Below are 21,139 nucleotides of genomic sequence, written 5' to 3' on the forward strand. Positions count from 1 at the left end.
TCCTGTGCATAACATATATTAAGAACTTAAAACCCCATAACAATGATAAAGAACTTCATCAAAACCGCGTGGCGAAGTATTTTTTCTAATAAATTCTACAGCGCCATTAATATTTTAGGATTAACAGCAGGAATGGTTGTGGGGATATTCTTATTGCTGTGGATACAAGACGAGTTGTCCTTTGACCGGTTCCATAAAAATCAGCATTCCATCTACAAAATTGGAATAGAAGGAGGAACTGGGATATCAAAACGAATCTTTGGATCCATCATTGCTCCCGTAGGAAGTTTCGCAAAAAAGGAAATTCCTGAAGTCCAGGATGCAGTCCGTATTTTCAAAATTGGAGATGCTGCACTTAAATATAAAGAGAAGAGATTTAATGAAAAGAACTTTGCATTTGTAGACCCCAGTTATTTTACGGTTTTCGATTTTCCACTACTACAGGGCAATTCAAAACAACCCTTCCCCGACAACAATTCCATTGTACTTACGCAACGTACGGCACGTCGGTACTTCGGTGATGAAAATCCAATTGGAAAAACTGTGACATTGGGTATCGAGGACCTTTGTGTTGTATCAGGTGTCATTGCTGATTATCCAGAAAACTCTACTTTTCAATTTCAGGTTCTGCTCCCCATTTCGAGATTTAACGAACAGGCTTACATTAAAAACAAAACGACCTATGATAATAAGACCTTTTTATCTTCCATGGATGAAGATTGGTCCAATTTTTCATTCGAAACTTATCTCCAACTGAGGCCTGATGCAAATCTTGCCACAGTTTCAAAAAAGCTACAGGCGATACACGAAAGGAATAAACCTGAGGATGCCCCTGTCCCCTACGTTACACAAGCACTCGCAAAGGTGCATCTCTACCAAATGGATGGTAGTGATGCAGGAATTGACAATGTTCGAGTTTTTATAGGCGTAGCGATTATGATTCTTGTTATCGCAAGTATTAACTATATCAATCTTTCTACTGCACGGTCGTTGTCGCGCGCAAAAGAAGTGGGGATACGTAAAGTTATCGGCGCTGGTAAAAAGGAACTTTTTTTCCAATTTATATTGGAAACAACCATACTATTTGTCATTGCATCAACATTGGCACTTGCGCTAGTATTTATTGGCCTCCCTTTGTTTAATAATTTCTCGGGGAAGCAGATTTCCCTACAGCTCTTTAATCCTACGTTATGGATAAGCGTACTGCTCATGCTTTTAGGAACACTTGTACTTACAAGTGTATATCCTGCCCTGCTTTTATCGAGATTTGATCCGATTAAAGTACTTAAAGGCCGGTTTACCATAAAAAATTCCAGTGCACGAAAAATACTGGTTGTCCTGCAGTTCACTGTTTCCATCATCCTTATCACTTTAACAATTGTTATCGGTCGCCAATTGGATTTTATAAAACATCAAAATTTAGGCTACGAAAAGGATCATATTATTTCCGTTGCTATGGCACCAAAAATGTCCAAACATTTTGATGCTGTCAAAACCGAACTTCTAAAAAACAAGGATATTGATGATGTTATCCGTCTTGGCCGGGATATGGTTTATGGTGGAGCTTCAACTGGAGACAACGATTGGGAAGGAAAGCCCAGCAAATCCAATCTCTGGTTCAATATGACCTATTCTGATCAATCTGCACTCAACTTTTTTAAGATAAAACTAACACAAGGTCGTAATTTCACAGGCTCCATAGCAGATTCAACACATTTCATTCTTAATGAAACGGCAGTACGGGAAATGGGTTTAAAAGATCCTATTGGCACACGTTTACGCATTCGAACAGTTCCGGGAACTATTATTGGGGTTGTAAAAGATTTTAATTATGCGAGCGCTAGACAAAAGATCGAGCCGATGGTCTTTCAATATAGCCCAAAAGATTGCTGGCAGCTATACATCAAAACAACAACTTCTGGTACAAAATCCGCATTAAACTCCTTGCAACACATCTGGAAAAGTTATTATGATGATATGCCTATGAACTACAGCTTCCTGGACGAAAGCTATCAAAAGCAATATACGAATGAGCAGAAACAAGGCTCTTTATTCAATTTTTTTGCCCTGATCGCCATCGTCATCTCCTGCTTAGGACTCTTAGGACTATGTACCTATACTGCACAAGTTAGGACCAAAGAAATTGGTATCAGAAAGGTCCTTGGCGCAACGGTATTTAGCATTATACAATTATTAAACAAGGAATTTCTACTCTTAGTCATTTTGGCCAATGTCATCGCAATACCAATTGCTGTATATTTCAGTATAAATTGGCTCGATGGTTTTGCCTTTAGAACGACGCTCCCATTCACCATATTTCTATATGCGGCGGGGATAACCATTGCTATTGCATTATTTACGGTGAGTTTCCAATCCATTAAAGCGGCATACGCCAATCCTGTGAAAAGTTTGCACGATGAATAGTTTATATTTGAGAACCAAAAACAACAGCATAAAATGATTCGATTATTCCTAAAAACAGCGCTGAGAAATTTGAAGCGCAGTCCCTTAAACACAACAATAAATATTTTGGGGTTAGCACTGGGGTTTACTGTTGCCCTGATAAGTACATTATGGGTACTGAAACAATTTTCTTTTGATAAGCATTACAGCAATTATCAACATATTTATCAGGTCATGATGACTGGAACCTTCAATGATGAGAAATCTACTGATCGCTCCACCCCTATTCCCTTGGTCAAAACAATCGCGTCTGATTTCAAAAATGAGATGGCAGATGCCACTTTGGTCACCAATATGGAAAGCAACAATCTTAAAGTAGGTGATAAAAAGCTTAATGCACCGGGATTCTATGCCATGGGAAAATTCGCCGAATTATTTTCCCTCGAATCTTTAGAAGGAAATAGTACCACACCGGGCAATCCATCGACCATCATAATTTCCGAATCCTTAGCAAAACGACTGTTCAATCAGACAAGTGTTATCGGGAAAACGCTCCAATTGAATGGTAAAGAACAATATACTGTTCAGGGCGTTTATAAAGATATTCCTGAAAACAACACTTTTTATGGCTTAGATTATGTATTGCCGTTTGTCGATTATCTTGCTAAAGACCAAGGTATTGAAGAAAGCTGGTCCAGCTGTTATTTCAGCACTTTCGCTAAGATCGAAAATGCTGCCTTTGTTCCCGCTTTGGAAAATAAACTAACAAATATCATCAACAAAAAACTGACGGATATAAAACCTGAAATCCTGTTACATCCGATGTCCAAATGGCATTTATACGATTCATTTAAAAATGGAAAGAACGTCGGCGGGCAGATTCAGTATGTATGGATGTTTGTTTGGATAAGCGTATTCATTATTTTATTGGCCAGTATTAATTTTATTAACTTGAGTACGGCGAGAAGCCTGAAAAGAGGAAAAGAAATCGGGGTTTTAAAATCGGTTGGTGTCAACCGCCGGCAGCTTATTGCAGGCTTTCTTGTTGAGTCAATCCTAGCGGTAGCCTGCGCATTTTTGATCGCTGTTCTATTCGCTACATTGCTGTTGCCTTGGGTCAAAACGATTACACACACTTCATTGCATATACCTTTTGCGGATATTCGTTTTTATGGCTATTCTTTATTAGGAATAGGCGTTATAGGGCTTTTAGCGGGTATGTATCCGGCATTATTTCTATCGGCCTTTAATCCTATTCTTGCACTTAAAGGTAAGATCAACAACCGAAAAGGCGGATCAAGAAGTAGAAAGGCAATGGTCATCGTGCAATTTGCGATTTCTATTTTCCTGATGATATCCACTTATCTGGTGATTCAACAACTGCATTATACCAAGGACCGCCCAATAGGTTATAAAGGTTCAAATTTGATAAACATTACTTCATCCAATTCAACTATCGTCAAAAACTTTGATGTCCTTAGAAAAGAGTTGATCGGTCAGCGTTTAGTTAAAGATGCTTCCCTTTCTTCCAACTTTGTCAACCACCTATCCTTAACGGGTGGTGGCTTTAATTGGCAGGGCAATGATACCAGGGACGGTGCGATCATGGGGATCTTCACCGTGGATGAAAACTTTGCTAATACTGTACAATGGAACTTTATAAAAGGACGCAATTTTTCAAAAGATTTCAAAACAGATTCAACAGCTGTTATTCTGAACGAAGCTGCGGCCAAATTTATGGGAGTTACCGACCTAAACAGCAAACAACTTTCACGTGCCGGTATTGATTACCATATCGTGGGTATTATCCAGAACACGCTGTCCGAATCGCCGTTCAAATCCATTACACCGACGGCTTATTTTCTAAAATTTTTACCAAAGAATAAAATCACGCTTCAACTGGATGAAAATCAAGATGTCAAACAAAACCTAAAAGCTATTGCCACAGCATTCAACCGCATAGATCCTGATCTTATTTTTGATTATACCTTTACGGATCAGGAATATGCCAAAGAGTTTCAACAGATGGAAATGATCAAGAGCTTAACCAGTTTATTTACAGGGTTGGCCATACTCATTTCATGTCTTGGTCTCTACGCGCTGGTTTCCTTTCTTACGGAGCAACGATAAAAAGAAATTGGCATTCGTAAAGTATTGGGCGCATCAGAACTTGGCTTGTGGCGACTACTTTCCACAGAATACATTTGGCTCACAGGCATTGGCTTTTTACTCGCAGCCCCTTTAGCCTATCTGCTAATGGAATCATGGCTCGAAGATTATGTCTACCGCATATCAATTACATGGACGGTCTTTGCTATCACAGGCTTAACCGCCCTAATCATCACCTTATTAACCGTTAGTTACCAAGCGATTAAAGCAACATTAGCAAATCCTGTAAAAACCTTAAGAAGCGAATAATACCAATTTGTTCGGGGACGGACACTATACTGTCCGTTTCCGAACATTTAAAACCGCTATAAAAACACAACAAAAACCTAAAAATCAATACATTATATTTATGGCAAACGAATTGAACTACTTGGCTTTGCTATTTTTCGAATAACGGAGCCTTCTACTAAAGCGAGCTAAGTGACAAGAATATAGCCTAATTAACAGTATAAATGCTCATAACCATGTTAAAGAACTATTTTAAAATTGCTTGGCGGAATATCAGAAAAAACAAAGGATTTTCTCTTTTAAATATGTTTGGCCTCAGCATCGGAATAACATGTTTCCTATTGTTGGCAGCGTACATCTATCATGAATCCAGTTATGAGCGTTTCCTTCCCAATGCGGACCGCCTGACTTATATTAGCCTCACCTATAAAGCACCCAATAGCACGGAAGAAGTAAATTCTGCCGTAACACCGACAGGCTTAGCTCCTACGTTGCAGGCTGAATTTCCGGATGTAGAACAGGCAACCAGATTATACGGCTATTCCAAAGGCGGCAAAATAGAATCCAAAGAGGCACTAATAACTGAAAAAGGCCTACTGTATGCTGACCAGAATGTTTTTAAAACTTTAGGTTATACCTTTCTCGAAGGTGATTCACGATCAGCCTTAGTAGAACCAAATCAGATTGTCTTAACAAAAAAACTCGCAGCGAAATATTTCCCCAATCAGTCGGCCATCGGTCAGACACTATCCATTGACAAAGTCAACTGGAAAATCACAGGTATCATCGCAGACTTGCCCACAAATACACAGTTGAACTTCTCTGCGCTCCTTTCCAACAAAGGATTAGAACGCTACAAAGAAATGGCTTGGTCATCTGCAAATGATATAACCATAGCGCTCCTAAAAAACAAAGATCAGGTCGGTTCGATCCAACAGAAATTGGACCAAATGACAAAATCAAAATTCGCCGAAGCAACAAAACAAGGCTATCAATTTCGATTCGTCCTGGAAAAGCTGACCGATATCCATCTTCACTCCAAAGCAGCAGGTACGGGAAACATCACTTATATCTATATTTTATTGGCATTAGGTGCTGCACTTATTATTTTAACCTGCATCAATTTTACAAATTTGGTCTTAGCACATGCGCTTGAACGCAAGAAAGAAATCGGTGTCAAGAAAGTTTTGGGTGCAGCAAAGAAAACGATATTCTTCCAGTTCTTTTTTGAATGTAGCCTGATGGTTTTTCTAGCTGTTGTATTTAGCCTTCTGACTACGGTACTCTTGTTGCCCGTGTTCAGTTCATTTATGGGGGCCGAAATGAAATTAACCATATGGACAGACCCTCGGTTTTATACAATTTTACTTGTTTTCATAGCCTTGCTGACGCTTTTGTCAGGTGGCTGGCCAGCCTATTCAATTGCCAGTTCAAAGCCTATTTCTATTTTCAAGCGAAAATTAACTGAAAAACTACGTGGCCTATCTTTAAGCAAGGTGCTCGTTACTTTTCAATTCAGTATCTCTATATTTTTTATTATCTGTACCTTATTTGCGAGTAGACAGATGGATTTTATCCAGTCTAAGAATACCGGGTTAGATCGCTCTGATATGCTTGTCATCGATGGCCGAGGATGGCAAGATAAAGAAAGGCAGCTATTAAAAGAAAAGTTAATGCAGCTCAACAGTGTCCAGGGGGTTACCGCTTCGTATGACAACCCCGTCAATATCCAAGGTGGCTACAGCATCAGTGAAGTAGAAGGCCAACCCAATGATTTTGATATGAATGTCACTGCAATTCCGATTGAAAAAGATTTCGTATCCGTTTTCCATATTCCATCTGTTGCCGGTGCACCGTTGTCAGACGCGGACATTTTGCGCGCAAAAGACACTATTTCACCAGAATATGGTTTTATAGTGAATACACTTGCTGCATCCGCCATGGGTTTTACTCCTGAACAGGCTATTGGAAAGAAAATCAACTTGAATGGGCGTAAGGGCAGCATCAAACAAGTCGTTGCGAGTTTTAACTTTGCGTCATTACATAACGAAGTCAAACCAATTGTGCTTTTTCCTGAATATGATTATTTCGGTAATATTTTCATTCGACTCAATCCGACGTCGCCTATAAAAGATGCTCTTGCGCAGATAAGAGCTGTCATCAAAGATATTGATTCAAAAAACAGCTTTGAATATCATTTTCTCAATGACGACTATAACAAATTATATCTCAAAGATCAGCAAACAACACGGGTAATGCAGTTATTTTCCATCATTACAATTGCTATCGCTTGTATGGGCCTTTTTGCCCTATCAGCTTATGCTGTACAACAACGCTTTAAAGAGATCGGTATCCGTAAAGTATTAGGTGCTTCAACGATCAAGATTGTCAACATATTGAGTGTTGACTTTATGGCCCTCGTCCTGTGTGCTGTATTGATCAGTGTACCCTTAGGCTGGTATGCCATGCACCGCTGGGTAGAGAATTTTGCTTACCACATCACGCTAGACTGGTGGGTATTTATTGTGGCGGCGATAAGCGCATTATTGGTATCATTTATCACCATTAGTTTTCAAACCATAAAAGCTGCGATTCTAAACCCGGTTGATAGTTTAAGAGATGAGTAATTGTTTTAGTAGCTATTAAAAATAAAGACACCTGATAAATAACAAGCTGGACCTTTAAAATTCAAGTTTTTTCTATTTAGCAATAACCAATACGACAAATATGCTTAAAAATTATATCAAAATAGCATGGCGCAACCTGATGAAAAACAAATCCTTCTCTTTGATTAACATCATCGGATTGGCGATCGGCATGGCCGGAGCATTACTTATAGCACTTTGGTTGCAAAACATGTTAACCATGGACCGCTTTCATGAAAAGGGTGATCGCCTGCATGTATTGAGTAATCGAGACGAATTTCAGGGCGATAAATCAGCTTGGGCCTTCACTCCTAAAATATTAGGTCCCTCCTTGTCCGCCGATTTTCCAGATATAGAAACTTTTACCAGATATAATGAGAGCGGCCAATTTCTAACGACATTCAAGGATAAAAAACTGATCGCAAATACTGTTTTCATCGATCCTGGTTTTTTCAAGATGTTTTCTTTGCCTTTTGTGAAAGGAGAACAGAATATTAGATTTGATAACCCTAAAGGCCTTGTTCTCACAGAAAGCTATGCCAAGGCTTTATTTGGCAGCGAAGATCCTATTGGAAAATCAGTTCGGATAGACTCTGTTAATCAGGTTTCCGTACAGGCGGTACTTAAAGACCTTCCGAGTAATTCAAGTTTCAAATTTGATATTCTCCTACCATTTGAATATGCAAAAATAATTGGTTACGTGGATGATAACTGGAGCAATAATTCATTAACCACCTATGTGCTCCTAAAAAAAGGTGTCTCACTTACCGCGTTTAACAGCAAAATCAGAACCTATCTGAGAGATCATATCAATGCAAGTAATAAGGCTGCCGGTTACCAATCGGCTAGAAATACGGGTGAGATCTTTGCTTTTCCCTATCCCGATTCGTTTCTTTACAATAGCGGAAAAGGAGGAAATTATACGTCCGGACGTATCGATATCGTCAAGCTATTTGCTTGGATTGGTGTATTTATTTTATTGGTGGCAAGCATCAATTTTATGAATTTGAGTACGGCACGTTCCGAACGCCGTGCGAAAGAAGTCGGTGTCCGCAAAGTAATTGGCGCAAATAAGACAAGCCTAATGGCGCAGTTCCTCGTTGAAAGCATATTGATCAGCCTAATCGGCATGGTACTCGCGACGATACTTGTTTTTATTGTCCTGCCATTCTTTAACGAGCTTGTCGGAAAACAGCTTAGCCTATCGTTATTAAACTTACCAACCTGGCTATTTTTAATTGGCTTTGCTTTATTTACAGGTATATTAGCCGGCACCTATCCCGCCTTTTTCCTTTCTTCCTTTCAACCTATCAAAACGTTGAAGGGGAAATTCGTTTCTAAAACGAGGGGTCTTAGTATTCGCTCCATCTTAGTGGTCATTCAATTCAGTCTCGCGATTATATTGATTATCGCAACGGTCATTGTCGCCAAACAAATCCAGTACACTAAACAGCGCGACCGTGGTTATAATGAAAATGGGTTGCTTTATAGCAGTATCAAAGGTGACATAGAAAAGAATTATAAAATTTTACGCGACGAATTACTAGCCAGCAACGCAGTTGTTTCTGTATCAAAAAATATGTCGCCAGTAACCGATTTCTATAGCAATGGCTGGGGATTTACGTCTGGGACACCAACGGAACAGGACAAACGCATTTCCTATAACCGTTTTAGTACCGATGCAGATGCCGTAAAAAATCTAGGCCTAACTCTTATACAGGGGCGGGATATCGATATTTACAAGTTTGCGACAGACAGTACTGCTTTGATTTTAAATGAATCCGCGGTAAAAAGTTTGCACCTCAAAAACCCGGTCAATAGCATTGTGGATGGTGATGGAACAAAATGGACCGTAGTTGGGGTGGTCAAAGATTTCATTATGGGATCGCCATTTGGAGACAATAAACCCATGGTGATATTAGGACCGCAAGCCTGGTTTACAACGATCCATTATCGTTTAAATCCAAACAATGACATCGGAGACAACTTAAAAACGATTGAGTCCATCTTTAAAAAGTTCAACCCAGACTATCCTTTTGAATATCAATTCATTGACAAGACCTACGAAGAAAAATTTAAAGAGACAAAAGCTATAGGTACGCTAGCCATGATCTTTGCAGGATTGACGATCTTTATATCCTGTCTTGGTTTATTGGCATTAATCGCCTATATGGCCGAAACGCGCATGAAAGAAATTGCTGTCCGCAAAGTTCTTGGAGCAAGTGTCACCCAAGTAACTTCTTTACTTTCAATCGATTTTATTAAGCTTGTTGTGGTCGCAATTTTTATCGCCACACCTATCGCTTGGTGGGCCATGGATAAATGGTTACAAGATTACAGCTATCGAATTGAGATACAGTGGTATTACTTTGTCATTGCTGGACTATTGGCTATTCTGATCAGTATGGCCACGATAAGCTATCAAGCAATTAAGGCTGCACTGGGTAATCCTGTCGATAGCTTACGTGAAGAGTAGCTTAAAGTCAAACAACATTTTTTTCGATAGCTTAAAACCAGATAGAAGACTATGAATTCATTCAAACTTGCTCTTCGCAGCATCATTGTCAACCGACAATATACCTGGATCAATATCTTGGGTCTAAGTATTGGGTTCTCCTTGTGTCTTCTTGTATTCGCTCTTGTCATTGAGGAAAATTCGTACGACAAAAGCTGGAAAAATGCGGATCATCTCTTTCGGATTGTCACGATAGATTCAACGGCTGGCCTTGAACGCCAAATGTCCAGGACATTCGTTAATTTAAGTACGGAACTCAAACAAGTATTTCCGGAGATTCAAAATGAGGCTCGGATAGAATCCAGAAAATATTATTTAAAACCGCATGCAAGCTCAGCACAGCCCATAGGCATACAGGTTTTGGAGTCGGAAATAAATATCTTGGATATGTTGACCATCAAGGTTCTCGAAGGCAATCCCAAACAGCTGGTCCAAGGAACAACAAACTTGCTCATCGGCAAAGAATTCAAAGAAAAGTACTTTAAGAACGAAAATGTCATCGGCAAAGTCATCCAAAGTGCCGACCCCTATACCGATAAGCCATCCGATTATATCATCACGGGTGTTATGGATATTCTTCCTTATAATTCAACGCTCAGAGCTTCCGCCATTGCTTTAGTCCCCAAAATATCGATGGAATTAAGCAAAGATGGCTCAGGCTACTACACCGAACAATTTGTACAACTAAAACCCGGGACACCAAGAATAGATCTCGAGCAGAAACTAAATCATTGGTATAAAGGATACCTCAGTCCTAACACAAAACATGTGACTTCATTTCGCCTGCAGCCTATTCAGGATATATATATGGAGCCATTAGGCAGTGCAGATATCAGCGGCAACCAAAAAACAACAAACATATTTGTGGGTGTTGCCGTTTTGGTCTTTATTATTTCCTGTATCAATTTTATTAATATTTACGCTGTAAGAACAGTTAAAAAATTAAGAGCACTTCATATACATAAAGTATTGGGGGCCAGCCGAGCCCAGATGATCAGACGAATGCTGTTAGAAACAATCCTACTGTTTTTTATTTCTGCGTTATGTAGTTTGGTACTTTTTAGACTTGGATTGTCCCAACTGGAACACTTTATAGGCTATGATCTCGCTTATATTAAATCCATACAGCTCCCGTTGCTATTGGCCTTTATGACGACATCAATCGCCCTCGGCCTGCTAATTGGTTTTTATCCTGCATGGCTGATCTCTGGTATTAAGAGTTCAGATGCCTTAAAAAATAAGCTATCAAAAATTCCCCATGCGGAAGTCTTTATCAAAAAAATGCTTATCACTACACAGTTTAGCATTGCCATTATCGTCATCATTGGCCTTATAACAATCAAGTCCCAACTCAGTTATATGCAAGCAGCACCCTTGGGAATGGAAGTCAAAAATGTGCTAAACATCGACTATTTCAATAAGGGTACACAAAATACAAATATAAAAGATCGAATTGGTCAACTTACTGGGGTTGAATCGGTCAGCGTCGCTGCCTGGACGCCGACAATCGGGTCAGGCTACCTTGCCAAGACAATCGTTGACAAGGACGATCCAGGGAAAAATATCCAAGTCAGTTTCATCGGTGGCGATGTCGATTTGCCCAAGACTTTGGGAATCCAGCTGGTTAAAGGTCGATTATTGACTCCTGAAGATTATACGCATGTTGAAATGGATCTGGGAGAAGATGAAGGTATCAATAATGCCCTTGTGACCGAAAGTACGGCAAAAAAGCTTGGGATAAACAAACTCGGTATCCTGTATAAAGACCTTCAAATTATCCCCGTCGGAATCATTAAAGATTTCCATAGTGAGTCTTTTCGTAGCAAAATAGTACCAACAGTAATTTTGGCAAAAGATTTTAACGGAAGCGGCAATATTCTGATAAAAGTAGGGAAAGGACAAGAACAACAAATCTTTCGATCGGTATCTCAAATTATACAAAATACCTATCCTGATAAACACGTTTCCTTCCATTGGATAGATGAGTTGATTGCAAAACAATATGAAAAAGAGAACAAGCAAGTGCAATTATTTATCCTATTCAGTGCATTGACATTGTTGATCTCCGCCTTAGGAATTACAGGATTGATTATGCAAAATCTCGAACAGCGTACTAAAGAAATTGGCATACGCAAAGTACTAGGCGCTACAGTGCTTGACATATCACGTCTCTTTTCAAAAGATTATCTCATCTTATCCACCTTGGCTATTTTTATTGCCAGTCCAATAGCGGGGTATTTTTCAAAAAAATGGCTTGAAGATTATGCGTACAATGTGGGCGTGCAATGGTGGTTCTTTATCCTTGCCGCGCTTGCCATCTTTTTGATCAGCATCATTACTGTCAATTTCCAAACAATACGTGCCGCACTAAACACTCCAGTAGATAGCTTACGAAACGAGTAAATATTCATTTATAGTAATAGAGGGGGCCTCAATATGATCAAGAATAATTTAAAAATAGCATGGAGAAATTTAACCCGCAATTTCTCTACCTCGTTTATCAACATCGTTGGGTTGGCCATGGGCATTGCAACCTGCCTTCTGATCAGCTTATATGTGACCGATGAATTTAGTTTTGATCGTTACAACGAGCATGCAGACCGTATTGTACGTGTTGTTTTCAGAGGAACGGTTAAGGGCGGAACGATCAATGAGGCACATGTAATGCCACCTGTAGCTTCGACGATGAAGTCAGAGCTGCCCGAAGTTGAAGAAACTGCACGACTAAGAATAGGTGGATCGCCTCTATTTGTCGTCAATAATAAAGTTTTCCACGAAGAAAAAATGGCTTTCGTGGATGCTTCTTTCTTCAAAATTTTCACACTCCCTTTTATTAAAGGGAATTTGTCTACAGCTATTTCTTCCCCTAATTCTGCAGTGATATCCGAATCCACCGCCTTAAAATACTTCGGCACAAACGATGTTGTCGGTCGAGACCTCATCATCAAAGACAATACAAATATTCTCAAAATCACTGGCGTAATTAAAGATGTTCCTCAAAACTCCCATTTTCATTTTGATGTATTTACCTCTTTGGATGCACTGGAAGATTCACGTTCAGATTCATGGATGACCTCCGAATACTATACGTATGCGCTTCTTTCAAAAAATGCATCACGTGAAAAGCTCGAAAAAAACTTAGCCACCCTATTCGACAAACATGTTGCCACACAATTTATGGCCGGTTTTGGCATGAGTTACCAAGAATTCAAAAAAACGGGAAATAAGATCGGTCCTTACCTACAACCGCTCACAGATATCCATCTACATTCGAATTTCAACTATGACCTCAGTGTCCCTGGGGATATACGGTACGTTTACATCTTCAGCGCTATTGCACTTTTTATGCTATTGATAGCCACCATTAATTTTATGAATTTATCTACAGCCAGTGGTTTTAAGCGATGTAAGGAAGTTGGCGTACGAAAAGTACTGGGTGCTGACAAGCAAAACCTGATGCGACAATTTATGCTAGAGGGTGTCCTCCTGACTTATATTTCCTTAGGAATAGCTCTGGGAATTGTTTTACTTGCCCTCCCCCTATTTAATCAGATTTCCGGAAAAGAGATTGATATTCAAAAACTTGAAATATCTAAAATCATCCCCATCTTACTAGGTTTTGGTCTAATTGTCGGTCTATTTTCCAGTAGCTATCCCGCGTTATATCTATCCTCATTTAATCCGCTACGGGTATTAAAAGGGAAAATAAGCCGCTCGACTAAAGGCTTTAATTTACGTAGCGGACTTGTTGTATTTCAATTCATCATTTCTGTCGGGCTTATCTTTGGAACCGTGGTTGTTGTTCAGCAGCTGGATTATATGCGTCATATTAAACTTGGATATAACAAGGATAATGTCCTTATTATACCGAGCTGGCCTTTGGGAAAAAACGAAAAGACATATTATAATTTATTGATGCAAGACAGCAGGATCAAGCATGTCTCTCATTCGTCCTATCTTCCTGCTGGAGAAAGCAACAACAACAATTTTTTCATTTATCCAGATGGCAATACTGATCAATGGGTCAAAACAATTCGTTACGATGTTGATGAAGAATATATTCCTGTTATGGGTATGCAACTTAAAGAAGGACGGAATTTCGCAAAAACATTTGGTAATGATAGCCTTTCTGTTATCATCAATGAAACCGCAGCAAAAGATCTGGGTTGGAACAATCATAGCCTTGGTAAAATATTAACCAATAAAGACAACAAAAGCTATCGTGTTATTGGTGTCGTTAAGGATTTCCACTTTCGTTCTTTGCATGAGCAGATCTCTCCGCTTGTGATGGTTCTTAGCGATCAAGCCGGGAGTTTGATTCTTAAAACACAAACAACCGATATGGAGAAGCTCATTCAAAAATTAGCGTCTCTCTATCGTTCCTTTCCGACAGACATTCCATTCAGCTATTCCTTTCTGGATGAGCGATACGCACAAACCTATCAAGCAGAAGTGAAAACGGGTAAGTTACTGAGTATCTTTGCGGGGCTGACTATTTTTGTAGCTTGCCTCGGTTTATTTGGCTTGGCTATTTTTACCGCCAATCAACGCAAAAAGGAAATAGGGATCCGGAAAGTTGTTGGAGCTACAGTTCCCGACATCACACGCATGCTTTCCACTGAATTCGTCAAACTCGTTCTCATTGCCATTGTCATTTCTTCTCCCCTAGCTTGGTGGATGATGCACAAATGGTTAGAAAATTTTGCATACCGTATTGAGATGCAATGGTGGATGTTTGTACTAGCAGGCGCGCTAGCCGTTTTTATTGCTTTAATTACAGTAAGTTCACAAGCGATACGCGCAGCCCTAACAAAACCTGTCGACAGTCTACGTGATGAATAAAATAGACTCGTCTGTTCAGCTATGGACAAAGCACTGTCCGATATCGAACAGCGAGTAAAAGAATCAGGAATGCAATCCGTTAATGATCAACAGGATAATTACTTGGCCAAACATTTGTATTTTTAATTTTTTAAGTAGAGCACAAGCTATCAGCAGCTCCACGACCAAAATAAATTCATATTTTAAGACAATGAACTTTACAAACTTCAAGATTGCTTGGCGAAATATCGGAAAGAAAAAAGTACAAAATCTGATCAATCTAATTGGATTGACCTGCGGTATTACTTTTCTATTACTTGTAGGTGCTTATGTATGGGATGTACATCAAGTGAATAGCAATATCAAAAATATTGATCGGCAATTTTTGTTGCAAAGCAAGTATAAGAAAGAAGGATTTGGTATTGACTTAACTACATTAGGGGCACTCCCCAAAGCTTTACATGAGGAGTATCCCAACCTGGTCTCCAATTATTATCGGATTGATGGGTTGACCGGTATCGTAGCGAACGGAGCAACAATCCATGAAGAAGGCATGTCTCTTGGAGATCCCAGTCTATTGACGATGTTCGGATTCCAGATTTTAGCAGGCAATGCCAATACCGCTTTGAATAATCCCTTTTCAGTAGTCATCAGTGACAAAGCAGCCATAAAATATTTCGGAAATGAGGATGTACTTGGCAAATCGCTACAAATAAAAAATTTCAAGGGTGAAAAACATGATTTTGAAATTACAGCAATCATTAAATCTGATGTCCAAAACGCCATTATGGATCTCACAAAGAATATGCATGCAGACATATTTTTACCGATCATCAACGAGCAATTCTTTGGCCGATCGATAGACAATTGGGATAACCCTTATATTGCCGGTTATATCGAATTGAAACCAGGTGTAAGTGTGGAGCGCGTAGATGCCGCCATCGAAACGCTGGTAAGAAAGAATACCGATAAAGAGTTTTCCAATCAATACAGCCCTAATTTAAAACCATTGAAAACCTATTATTTGGATGACAACCAAGGGGCCGTCCGCAAAATGATACAGACGTTGGTTTGGACTGCCATTTTCATCTTGATCATGGCCATCATCAATTTCATCAATTTTAGTATCGCTCAGCACATTACGCGATTAAAGGAAATCGGTGTTCGCAAGATGATGGGATCATCTCGCATGCAACTTATTAGACAACTGATGACCGAATATATCCTGATTGTGGCCATAGTAGCATTGATCAGTCTTCCAATTTACATCATCACGAGTCCAATCTTCGAACATGTCTTGATGCGTAAGCTACCCTCGTTGGTGGAATTGCCTATTTACTTTTTTGGTTTACTGATTATAATGACGTTGTTCATTGGTCTACTAGCGGGGCTCTATCCAGCCATTAAACTTTCCAATGTCGCGATACTTCCGGCAGTCAAAAGCCAGTTTTCGACGCTGGGGGGCAAACAACTGGTGCGAAAAATTCTTTTGTTTTTTCAATTTGGAGTAGCCTTGCTCCTGCTTGTCTGCACATTGATTATTTCCAAACAGGTGGATCTATTTCTCCATAGCAATCTAGGGTACAACAAAGATTACTTATTAACCGTTCAGGTACCTAGGGATTGGTCCGAAAATGGTGTTCGCAAAATGGAGACTTTACAACAGGAACTCAGCCAACAGCCAGAAGTAAAATCAGTAAGCTTATCTTATGAAACTCCTGGATTGCTGGGGTCCAATATGCAGCCTGCATTCGGGACGACAGACGACAGAGAAATCCAGGTACAACGGATTACAAGTGATAGTCACTTTTTGGAAACTTACGAGATACCGCTAATTGCAGGAACTTTTCTTCCTAAACATTATGCAACGAATGCGGATAATAGACCAGTTGTCATCAACAAGAAGGCTATGGATGATTTTGGCTTTAAAAATGCCGAGCAAGCAATTGGTCAGCAAATAGCAATAAATGATCCTAATTACAAAATCACTATTGTGGGCGTTGCTGAAGATTTTGTAGCCAACTCACTGCATCAGGCATCTCCGCCTATTATCTGGATGGATGTACATGAGAGTCTTCAATATCGATACCTTAGCATTCGATTGAAGCAGGGACCTCTTTCCAATGCAGTACAACAGCTCGAAAAAAAATGGAAAACGTTGCTACCTGATGCACCATTCGAATATAAATTTATGGATGAACGCATCAAAAATCTATATGAAAATGAGCTGCAGCTGCATCGCGCTTCCCAGATTGCTACGTTTGTTTCGCTGCTGATTGTTGTATTGGGACTTACCGGATTAATATCGCTTTCCATCCATCTGCGCAATAAAGAAGTCGGCATTCGTAAAGTACTAGGGGCTTCACTAGCACATTTGATGTTGCTCTTTTCAAAAGAGTACTACGGAATCTTCCTATTTGCTGCGTTTACGACAGTTCCACTGAGTTATCTATTGATGCAATACTGGCTACAAAATTACATCATCCGCGTAGAAATCAATGCATTTACTTACTTGTTACCATTGGGTACATTGATTGGATTGCTGAGTTTATTGGTTGGCATTATTGTATTTCGATCAACTCGGTTTAATCCCGTTGAAAAATTAAGAGATGAATAGAAAAATGAGCGTTGTACCCATCCAGTTGGTGTTCGTTGCGAACAGCTACTGGATGGGTAACTCCTTATTCCTTTAACCTTCATAGCTTTTCGATAGATAAACAAATCCATATTTTGATTCTTTCCGAATAAGTTTAAGCTCATCAGACCGATTGAGCAAATCTTCAAGTATCTTCATCAAGTTTTTAGGTTTTACATATGTATCGAGTATCATACAAACCAATTTATGTATCTCATAAGGACTCCTATTTTTATTAAAATATCCCGTGCCAACCTGCGCTTCGATGATTCTCTTGACCTTCCGAAGCTCATTCAACGTAGAAGGTTCATTTGGATCAAAATTATGGCGGATGTCCATTATCTTAAATTCGATCTCCTGTACCCCTTCTTCAATGGATAATCTATATAAATGGTAAATAACCTCCTCAGCCAATGTATTAACGTGCAACTCATAAGCATACTTTTGCTTGGATAAATTCATCCCTAAAGGCAACATGGCATGTATACTCCCCACTTCTAACACACGACAAAAAATATAGTAATCAATAGCAAGAATCGTTTTAATTTTGAAAGACTCAACTTTGCTTATAAAATCCAGTGCTTTTCCCATTAAAAAAGATACTTCTTCGGGTGAGAGACCATTTGAAATACGCTGTAATATCATCCGATAAAAGAACTGCATTTCCAACGGTTGACAACGATGCTTATACACCCGTTTGAACACTTTAAAATTATTTCTCATTATAGCTCATATAGTTATTCCATACAAAGAAATAGAAATAATTTAAAAATTTAAAACATTTGTATAAATAAAAATAACATTTTGTATATTTATCTATACAAAAAAAAGAGCATACTAAATCATAACTATGACAAAACTAGGTGAATTTTTAGAGAAGAAATCCGTTAATAAATCGCGAATTGCGCGAAAAACGGGTTTAAGTAAGGCAAGAATCAATGAGTTAACGATGACCGAAACGGCCAAATTACGTTTGGATGAAATGTACCTGATCGCATTGGCTATTGATACAGATCCAGCTAAAATGATGTTCGAATTATGTGATCATCTCCAGTTGAAAGAGATTGAAGAGTAAGCAATTCTCTATTTTTCGCCAGTGCCTAGCTCGTCTGTGCGATACTGAACGCCAAACTGTTCGATATCGTACAGACGAGCTTTTCAATTTTAAACCAAGAAACTAATTATCAATACATTAGCAAAATGGCAACGCAATTGATTTCAGCTTAAACGCCTGTTTTGATTATAACTACCAATCATTCAGGCTTAAAAAAAATCTGCTATGATAGGAAATAATCTCAAAATAGCTTGGCGGAATATGGCAAAAAACAAGCTATATTCATTCATCAAGATTGGCGGCTTTGCCTTTAGTATTGCCATCTGTATTCTTATTGTTTTATATATAAAACATGAGACGAGCTATAATAAGTTTTATCCGGCGATGGATAGAGTTTACCGTTTGGTCGTTCAGTTACCTATTGAGCATAAAATCGAGCGCTGGGTTTCACTTTCTGCCCCTGTGGCGCCGACCCTGAAAGCAGAAATCCCGTCCGTTGAGCAAACGGGACGCATTCTACCAAACCCTTTATTCGGTGCGGGCAGTAACCAATTGTCATTAAATAACAGCCCTGATAGCCATTATGATGATGGATTTGTCTATGTCGATCAGTCCATTCTCGACATGTTTCCTATGCCCATGGTTTCGGGCCAGCTGTCCCACGCACTTGACAAGCCCAACACATTGGTAATCACCAGAAGCAAAGCCGAAAAATATTTTAAAAATAATCCAATTGGACAAACGATCTATCTCAACAACAATAAGTCGAAAGCCTATACCATCACTGGGGTAATTGAAGATATGCCCAACAATTCGACCCTTGCCGGTTATAGTTTTTTTATGTCGCTCGCTGGAGAGCCTTTTTATCAAGGTGAACAGACTGCTTGGCTCAATAACAATTATACCGTCTATGTCAAATTAAAACCCAACGTAAATGTTGCACTGGCAGAAAAAGAAATTTCAAAGAATTACTTAGAAATACATTATCTCCCTGAATATCTAAAATCTGGACGTAAACTTAATCCACTTTTCAAGCAGGCAAAAATAACCCTACAGAATGCCCTCGATATGCATCTAAAATCTGCGGATGTAAGCGACGATAAAGTGAGTACATTGAACAGAGGGGATATTCGCATGGTTTGGACCTTCGCAACTATAGCCTTTTTTATTTTGTTCATTGCCTGTATTAACTTCATCAACTTATCGACAGCAAATGCAGCAACAAGAGCAAAAGAAATTGGTATCCGTAAGACTATTGGCTCCTCCAGGAAGCTGCTTATTGGACAATTTCTTGTTGAAGCAATCTGTTATAGTGTACTGTCACTGATTATCGGGCTCTTTCTAAGCTGGCTACTACTACCCGTATTCAACCAACTAGCCAACAAATCCTTGACCATTCCCTGGATAGCGGCATACTTCTTTCCTTCTCTTTTGGCGGCTATATTGGTGATCGGCGTCCTTGCCGGAATCTACCCAGCATTGTACCTATCCAAATTTAAACCAATCACTGCACTGAAAAATAACGTCATTGGTGCCAAATCTTCGCTTTTTAGGAATAGTTTGGTTGTCTTTCAATTCGCAACCTCAATAATCCTTATCGTTGGCGCATTGGTGACCAATAAACAGATAAACTACATATTAGACAAAGATCTGGGATTTGACAAGGACCAAGTTGTTGTGCTTCGCGGAATTGGAACATTATCGAAACAGCTTCCAAGTTTAAAAAATGAGCTAAAAAGCCTCCCAGATGTTGCTTCAGTTTCCCTGAGTGATTTTCTCCCTGTACCCATCGATGGTGCCAAACGAAATGGCAATCCGTTCTGGATTGATGGTAGAAGAGATCTCGATATGGCTACACAGGGCCAATTTTGGGAAATCGATCAGGATTATCTGAGCACATTCGGTCTTCATTTAAATAAAGGACGAAATTTTGATCCCACGAGAGCCACCGATAGCAGTTCGGCTATTATCAATCAAAAGTTGGCCGACGAACTTCAATTAAAGAATCCCATTGGTGCAAAAATCACCAATGGCAATACCTGGACGATCATTGGCGTAGTAGATGATTTTATTTTTGAGTCGTTGAAGGAGAAGGGGTATGCAGGACTTTGTATGACATTACAAGGCAATCCTTCCCTACTCTCTATTAAGGTAAAATCGCAAAATCTCAAAGAGACAATCGCTGATATCACAGCAGTATGGGACAAATTTGCACCAAATCAACAAATTAACTACAGCTTTTTGGACGAAGGTTTCGAGGCCCTTTATCAAGATGTGGAACGGACCAAGAATATATTTACTTGTTTCGCTCTTGTTGCCATTTTTGTCGCTGCACTCGGGCTTTTCGGCCTTGCAACTTATGTGACACAACAACGAACCAAAGAAATTGGCGTACGTAAGGTACTTGGAGCCAGTGCGATCAGATTACTCCGATTATTGTCTGGAGATTTTATAAAATTGGTGTTTGTAGCCTTGGTCATTGCCACACCTGTTGCGTGGTGGGCAATGAACCAATGGCTTACTGATTTTAACTATCGAATCGAAATAAATTGGCTATACTTCATTCTTGCAGGTATGAGTGCCATTTTAATTGCTTTAGGCACAATCAGCTATCAGACTTGGAAAGCCATTCGCGCCAATCCGGTGGATAGCCTGCGTGATGAATAAAT

Annotated in this window: 11 protein-coding genes; 10 read left to right on the forward strand and 1 reads right to left on the reverse strand. The window is 39.4% G+C overall.

What is annotated here, in order from left to right; all coding sequences use genetic code 11:
* Positions 1 to 42 precede the first annotated feature (42 nt).
* The 8 genes from B4Z90_RS16345 to B4Z90_RS16380 all read left to right on the forward strand — a co-directional run bounded on the left by B4Z90_RS16345 (position 43) and on the right by B4Z90_RS16380 (position 17,398).
* Positions 43 to 2,424 (forward strand): ABC transporter permease, encoded by a 2,382-nt coding sequence (locus B4Z90_RS16345; protein ID WP_286802775.1) that lies wholly within the window; start codon positions 43 to 45, stop codon positions 2,422 to 2,424.
* A gap of 33 nt (positions 2,425 to 2,457) precedes the next feature.
* Positions 2,458 to 4,533 carry an ABC transporter permease gene (locus B4Z90_RS16350; protein ID WP_286802776.1) on the forward strand — a complete coding sequence of 692 codons (2,076 nt, stop codon included), beginning with the start codon at positions 2,458 to 2,460 and terminating at the stop codon, positions 4,531 to 4,533.
* A 12-nt stretch (positions 4,534 to 4,545) separates the two neighbouring features.
* Entirely contained in the window at positions 4,546 to 4,821 is a 276-nt protein-coding gene (locus tag B4Z90_RS16355; RefSeq protein ID WP_286802825.1) for an ABC transporter permease, read from the forward strand.
* A gap of 215 nt (positions 4,822 to 5,036) precedes the next feature.
* Positions 5,037 to 7,427, forward strand: a complete 2,391-nt coding sequence (locus B4Z90_RS16360) for an ABC transporter permease (protein ID WP_286802778.1) — start codon at positions 5,037 to 5,039, stop codon at positions 7,425 to 7,427.
* A gap of 100 nt (positions 7,428 to 7,527) precedes the next feature.
* On the forward strand, positions 7,528 to 9,921 hold the full coding sequence (locus B4Z90_RS16365; RefSeq protein WP_286802780.1) for an ABC transporter permease: 2,394 nt from the start codon (positions 7,528 to 7,530) through the stop codon (positions 9,919 to 9,921).
* Between the two features lie 51 nt (positions 9,922 to 9,972).
* A complete protein-coding gene (locus tag B4Z90_RS16370) occupies positions 9,973 to 12,363 on the forward strand; it encodes an ABC transporter permease (RefSeq protein WP_286802781.1) in 2,391 nt (796 codons plus the stop codon).
* Positions 12,364 to 12,396: 33 nt separating this feature from the next.
* Positions 12,397 to 14,802 (forward strand): ABC transporter permease, encoded by a 2,406-nt coding sequence (locus tag B4Z90_RS16375; RefSeq protein ID WP_286802783.1) that lies wholly within the window; start codon positions 12,397 to 12,399, stop codon positions 14,800 to 14,802.
* A gap of 190 nt (positions 14,803 to 14,992) precedes the next feature.
* The gene (locus tag B4Z90_RS16380; RefSeq protein ID WP_286802785.1) at positions 14,993 to 17,398 is read left to right on the forward strand and encodes an ABC transporter permease; all 2,406 of its coding nucleotides are present in this window, start codon (positions 14,993 to 14,995) and stop codon (positions 17,396 to 17,398) included.
* A gap of 72 nt (positions 17,399 to 17,470) precedes the next feature.
* On the opposite strand, the gene B4Z90_RS16385 is transcribed toward B4Z90_RS16380, so the two are convergent.
* Positions 17,471 to 18,139 (reverse strand): hypothetical protein, encoded by a 669-nt coding sequence (locus tag B4Z90_RS16385; RefSeq protein ID WP_159332743.1) that lies wholly within the window; start codon positions 18,137 to 18,139, stop codon positions 17,471 to 17,473.
* A 127-nt stretch (positions 18,140 to 18,266) separates the two neighbouring features.
* On the opposite strand from B4Z90_RS16385, the gene B4Z90_RS16390 reads away from it, so the two are divergent.
* Positions 18,267 to 18,491: a helix-turn-helix domain-containing protein gene (locus tag B4Z90_RS16390; RefSeq protein ID WP_070566237.1), complete on the forward strand. Its 225-nt coding sequence runs from the start codon at positions 18,267 to 18,269 to the stop codon at positions 18,489 to 18,491.
* 204 nt (positions 18,492 to 18,695) lie between these two features.
* A complete protein-coding gene (locus B4Z90_RS16395) occupies positions 18,696 to 21,137 on the forward strand; it encodes an ABC transporter permease (RefSeq protein ID WP_286802787.1) in 2,442 nt (813 codons plus the stop codon).
* The last annotated feature ends 2 nt before the right edge of the window (positions 21,138 to 21,139 follow it).

Source organism: Sphingobacterium sp. UBA5639, assembly GCF_002421245.1.
GTDB classification, from domain to species: Bacteria; Bacteroidota; Bacteroidia; order Sphingobacteriales; family Sphingobacteriaceae; genus Sphingobacterium; species Sphingobacterium multivorum.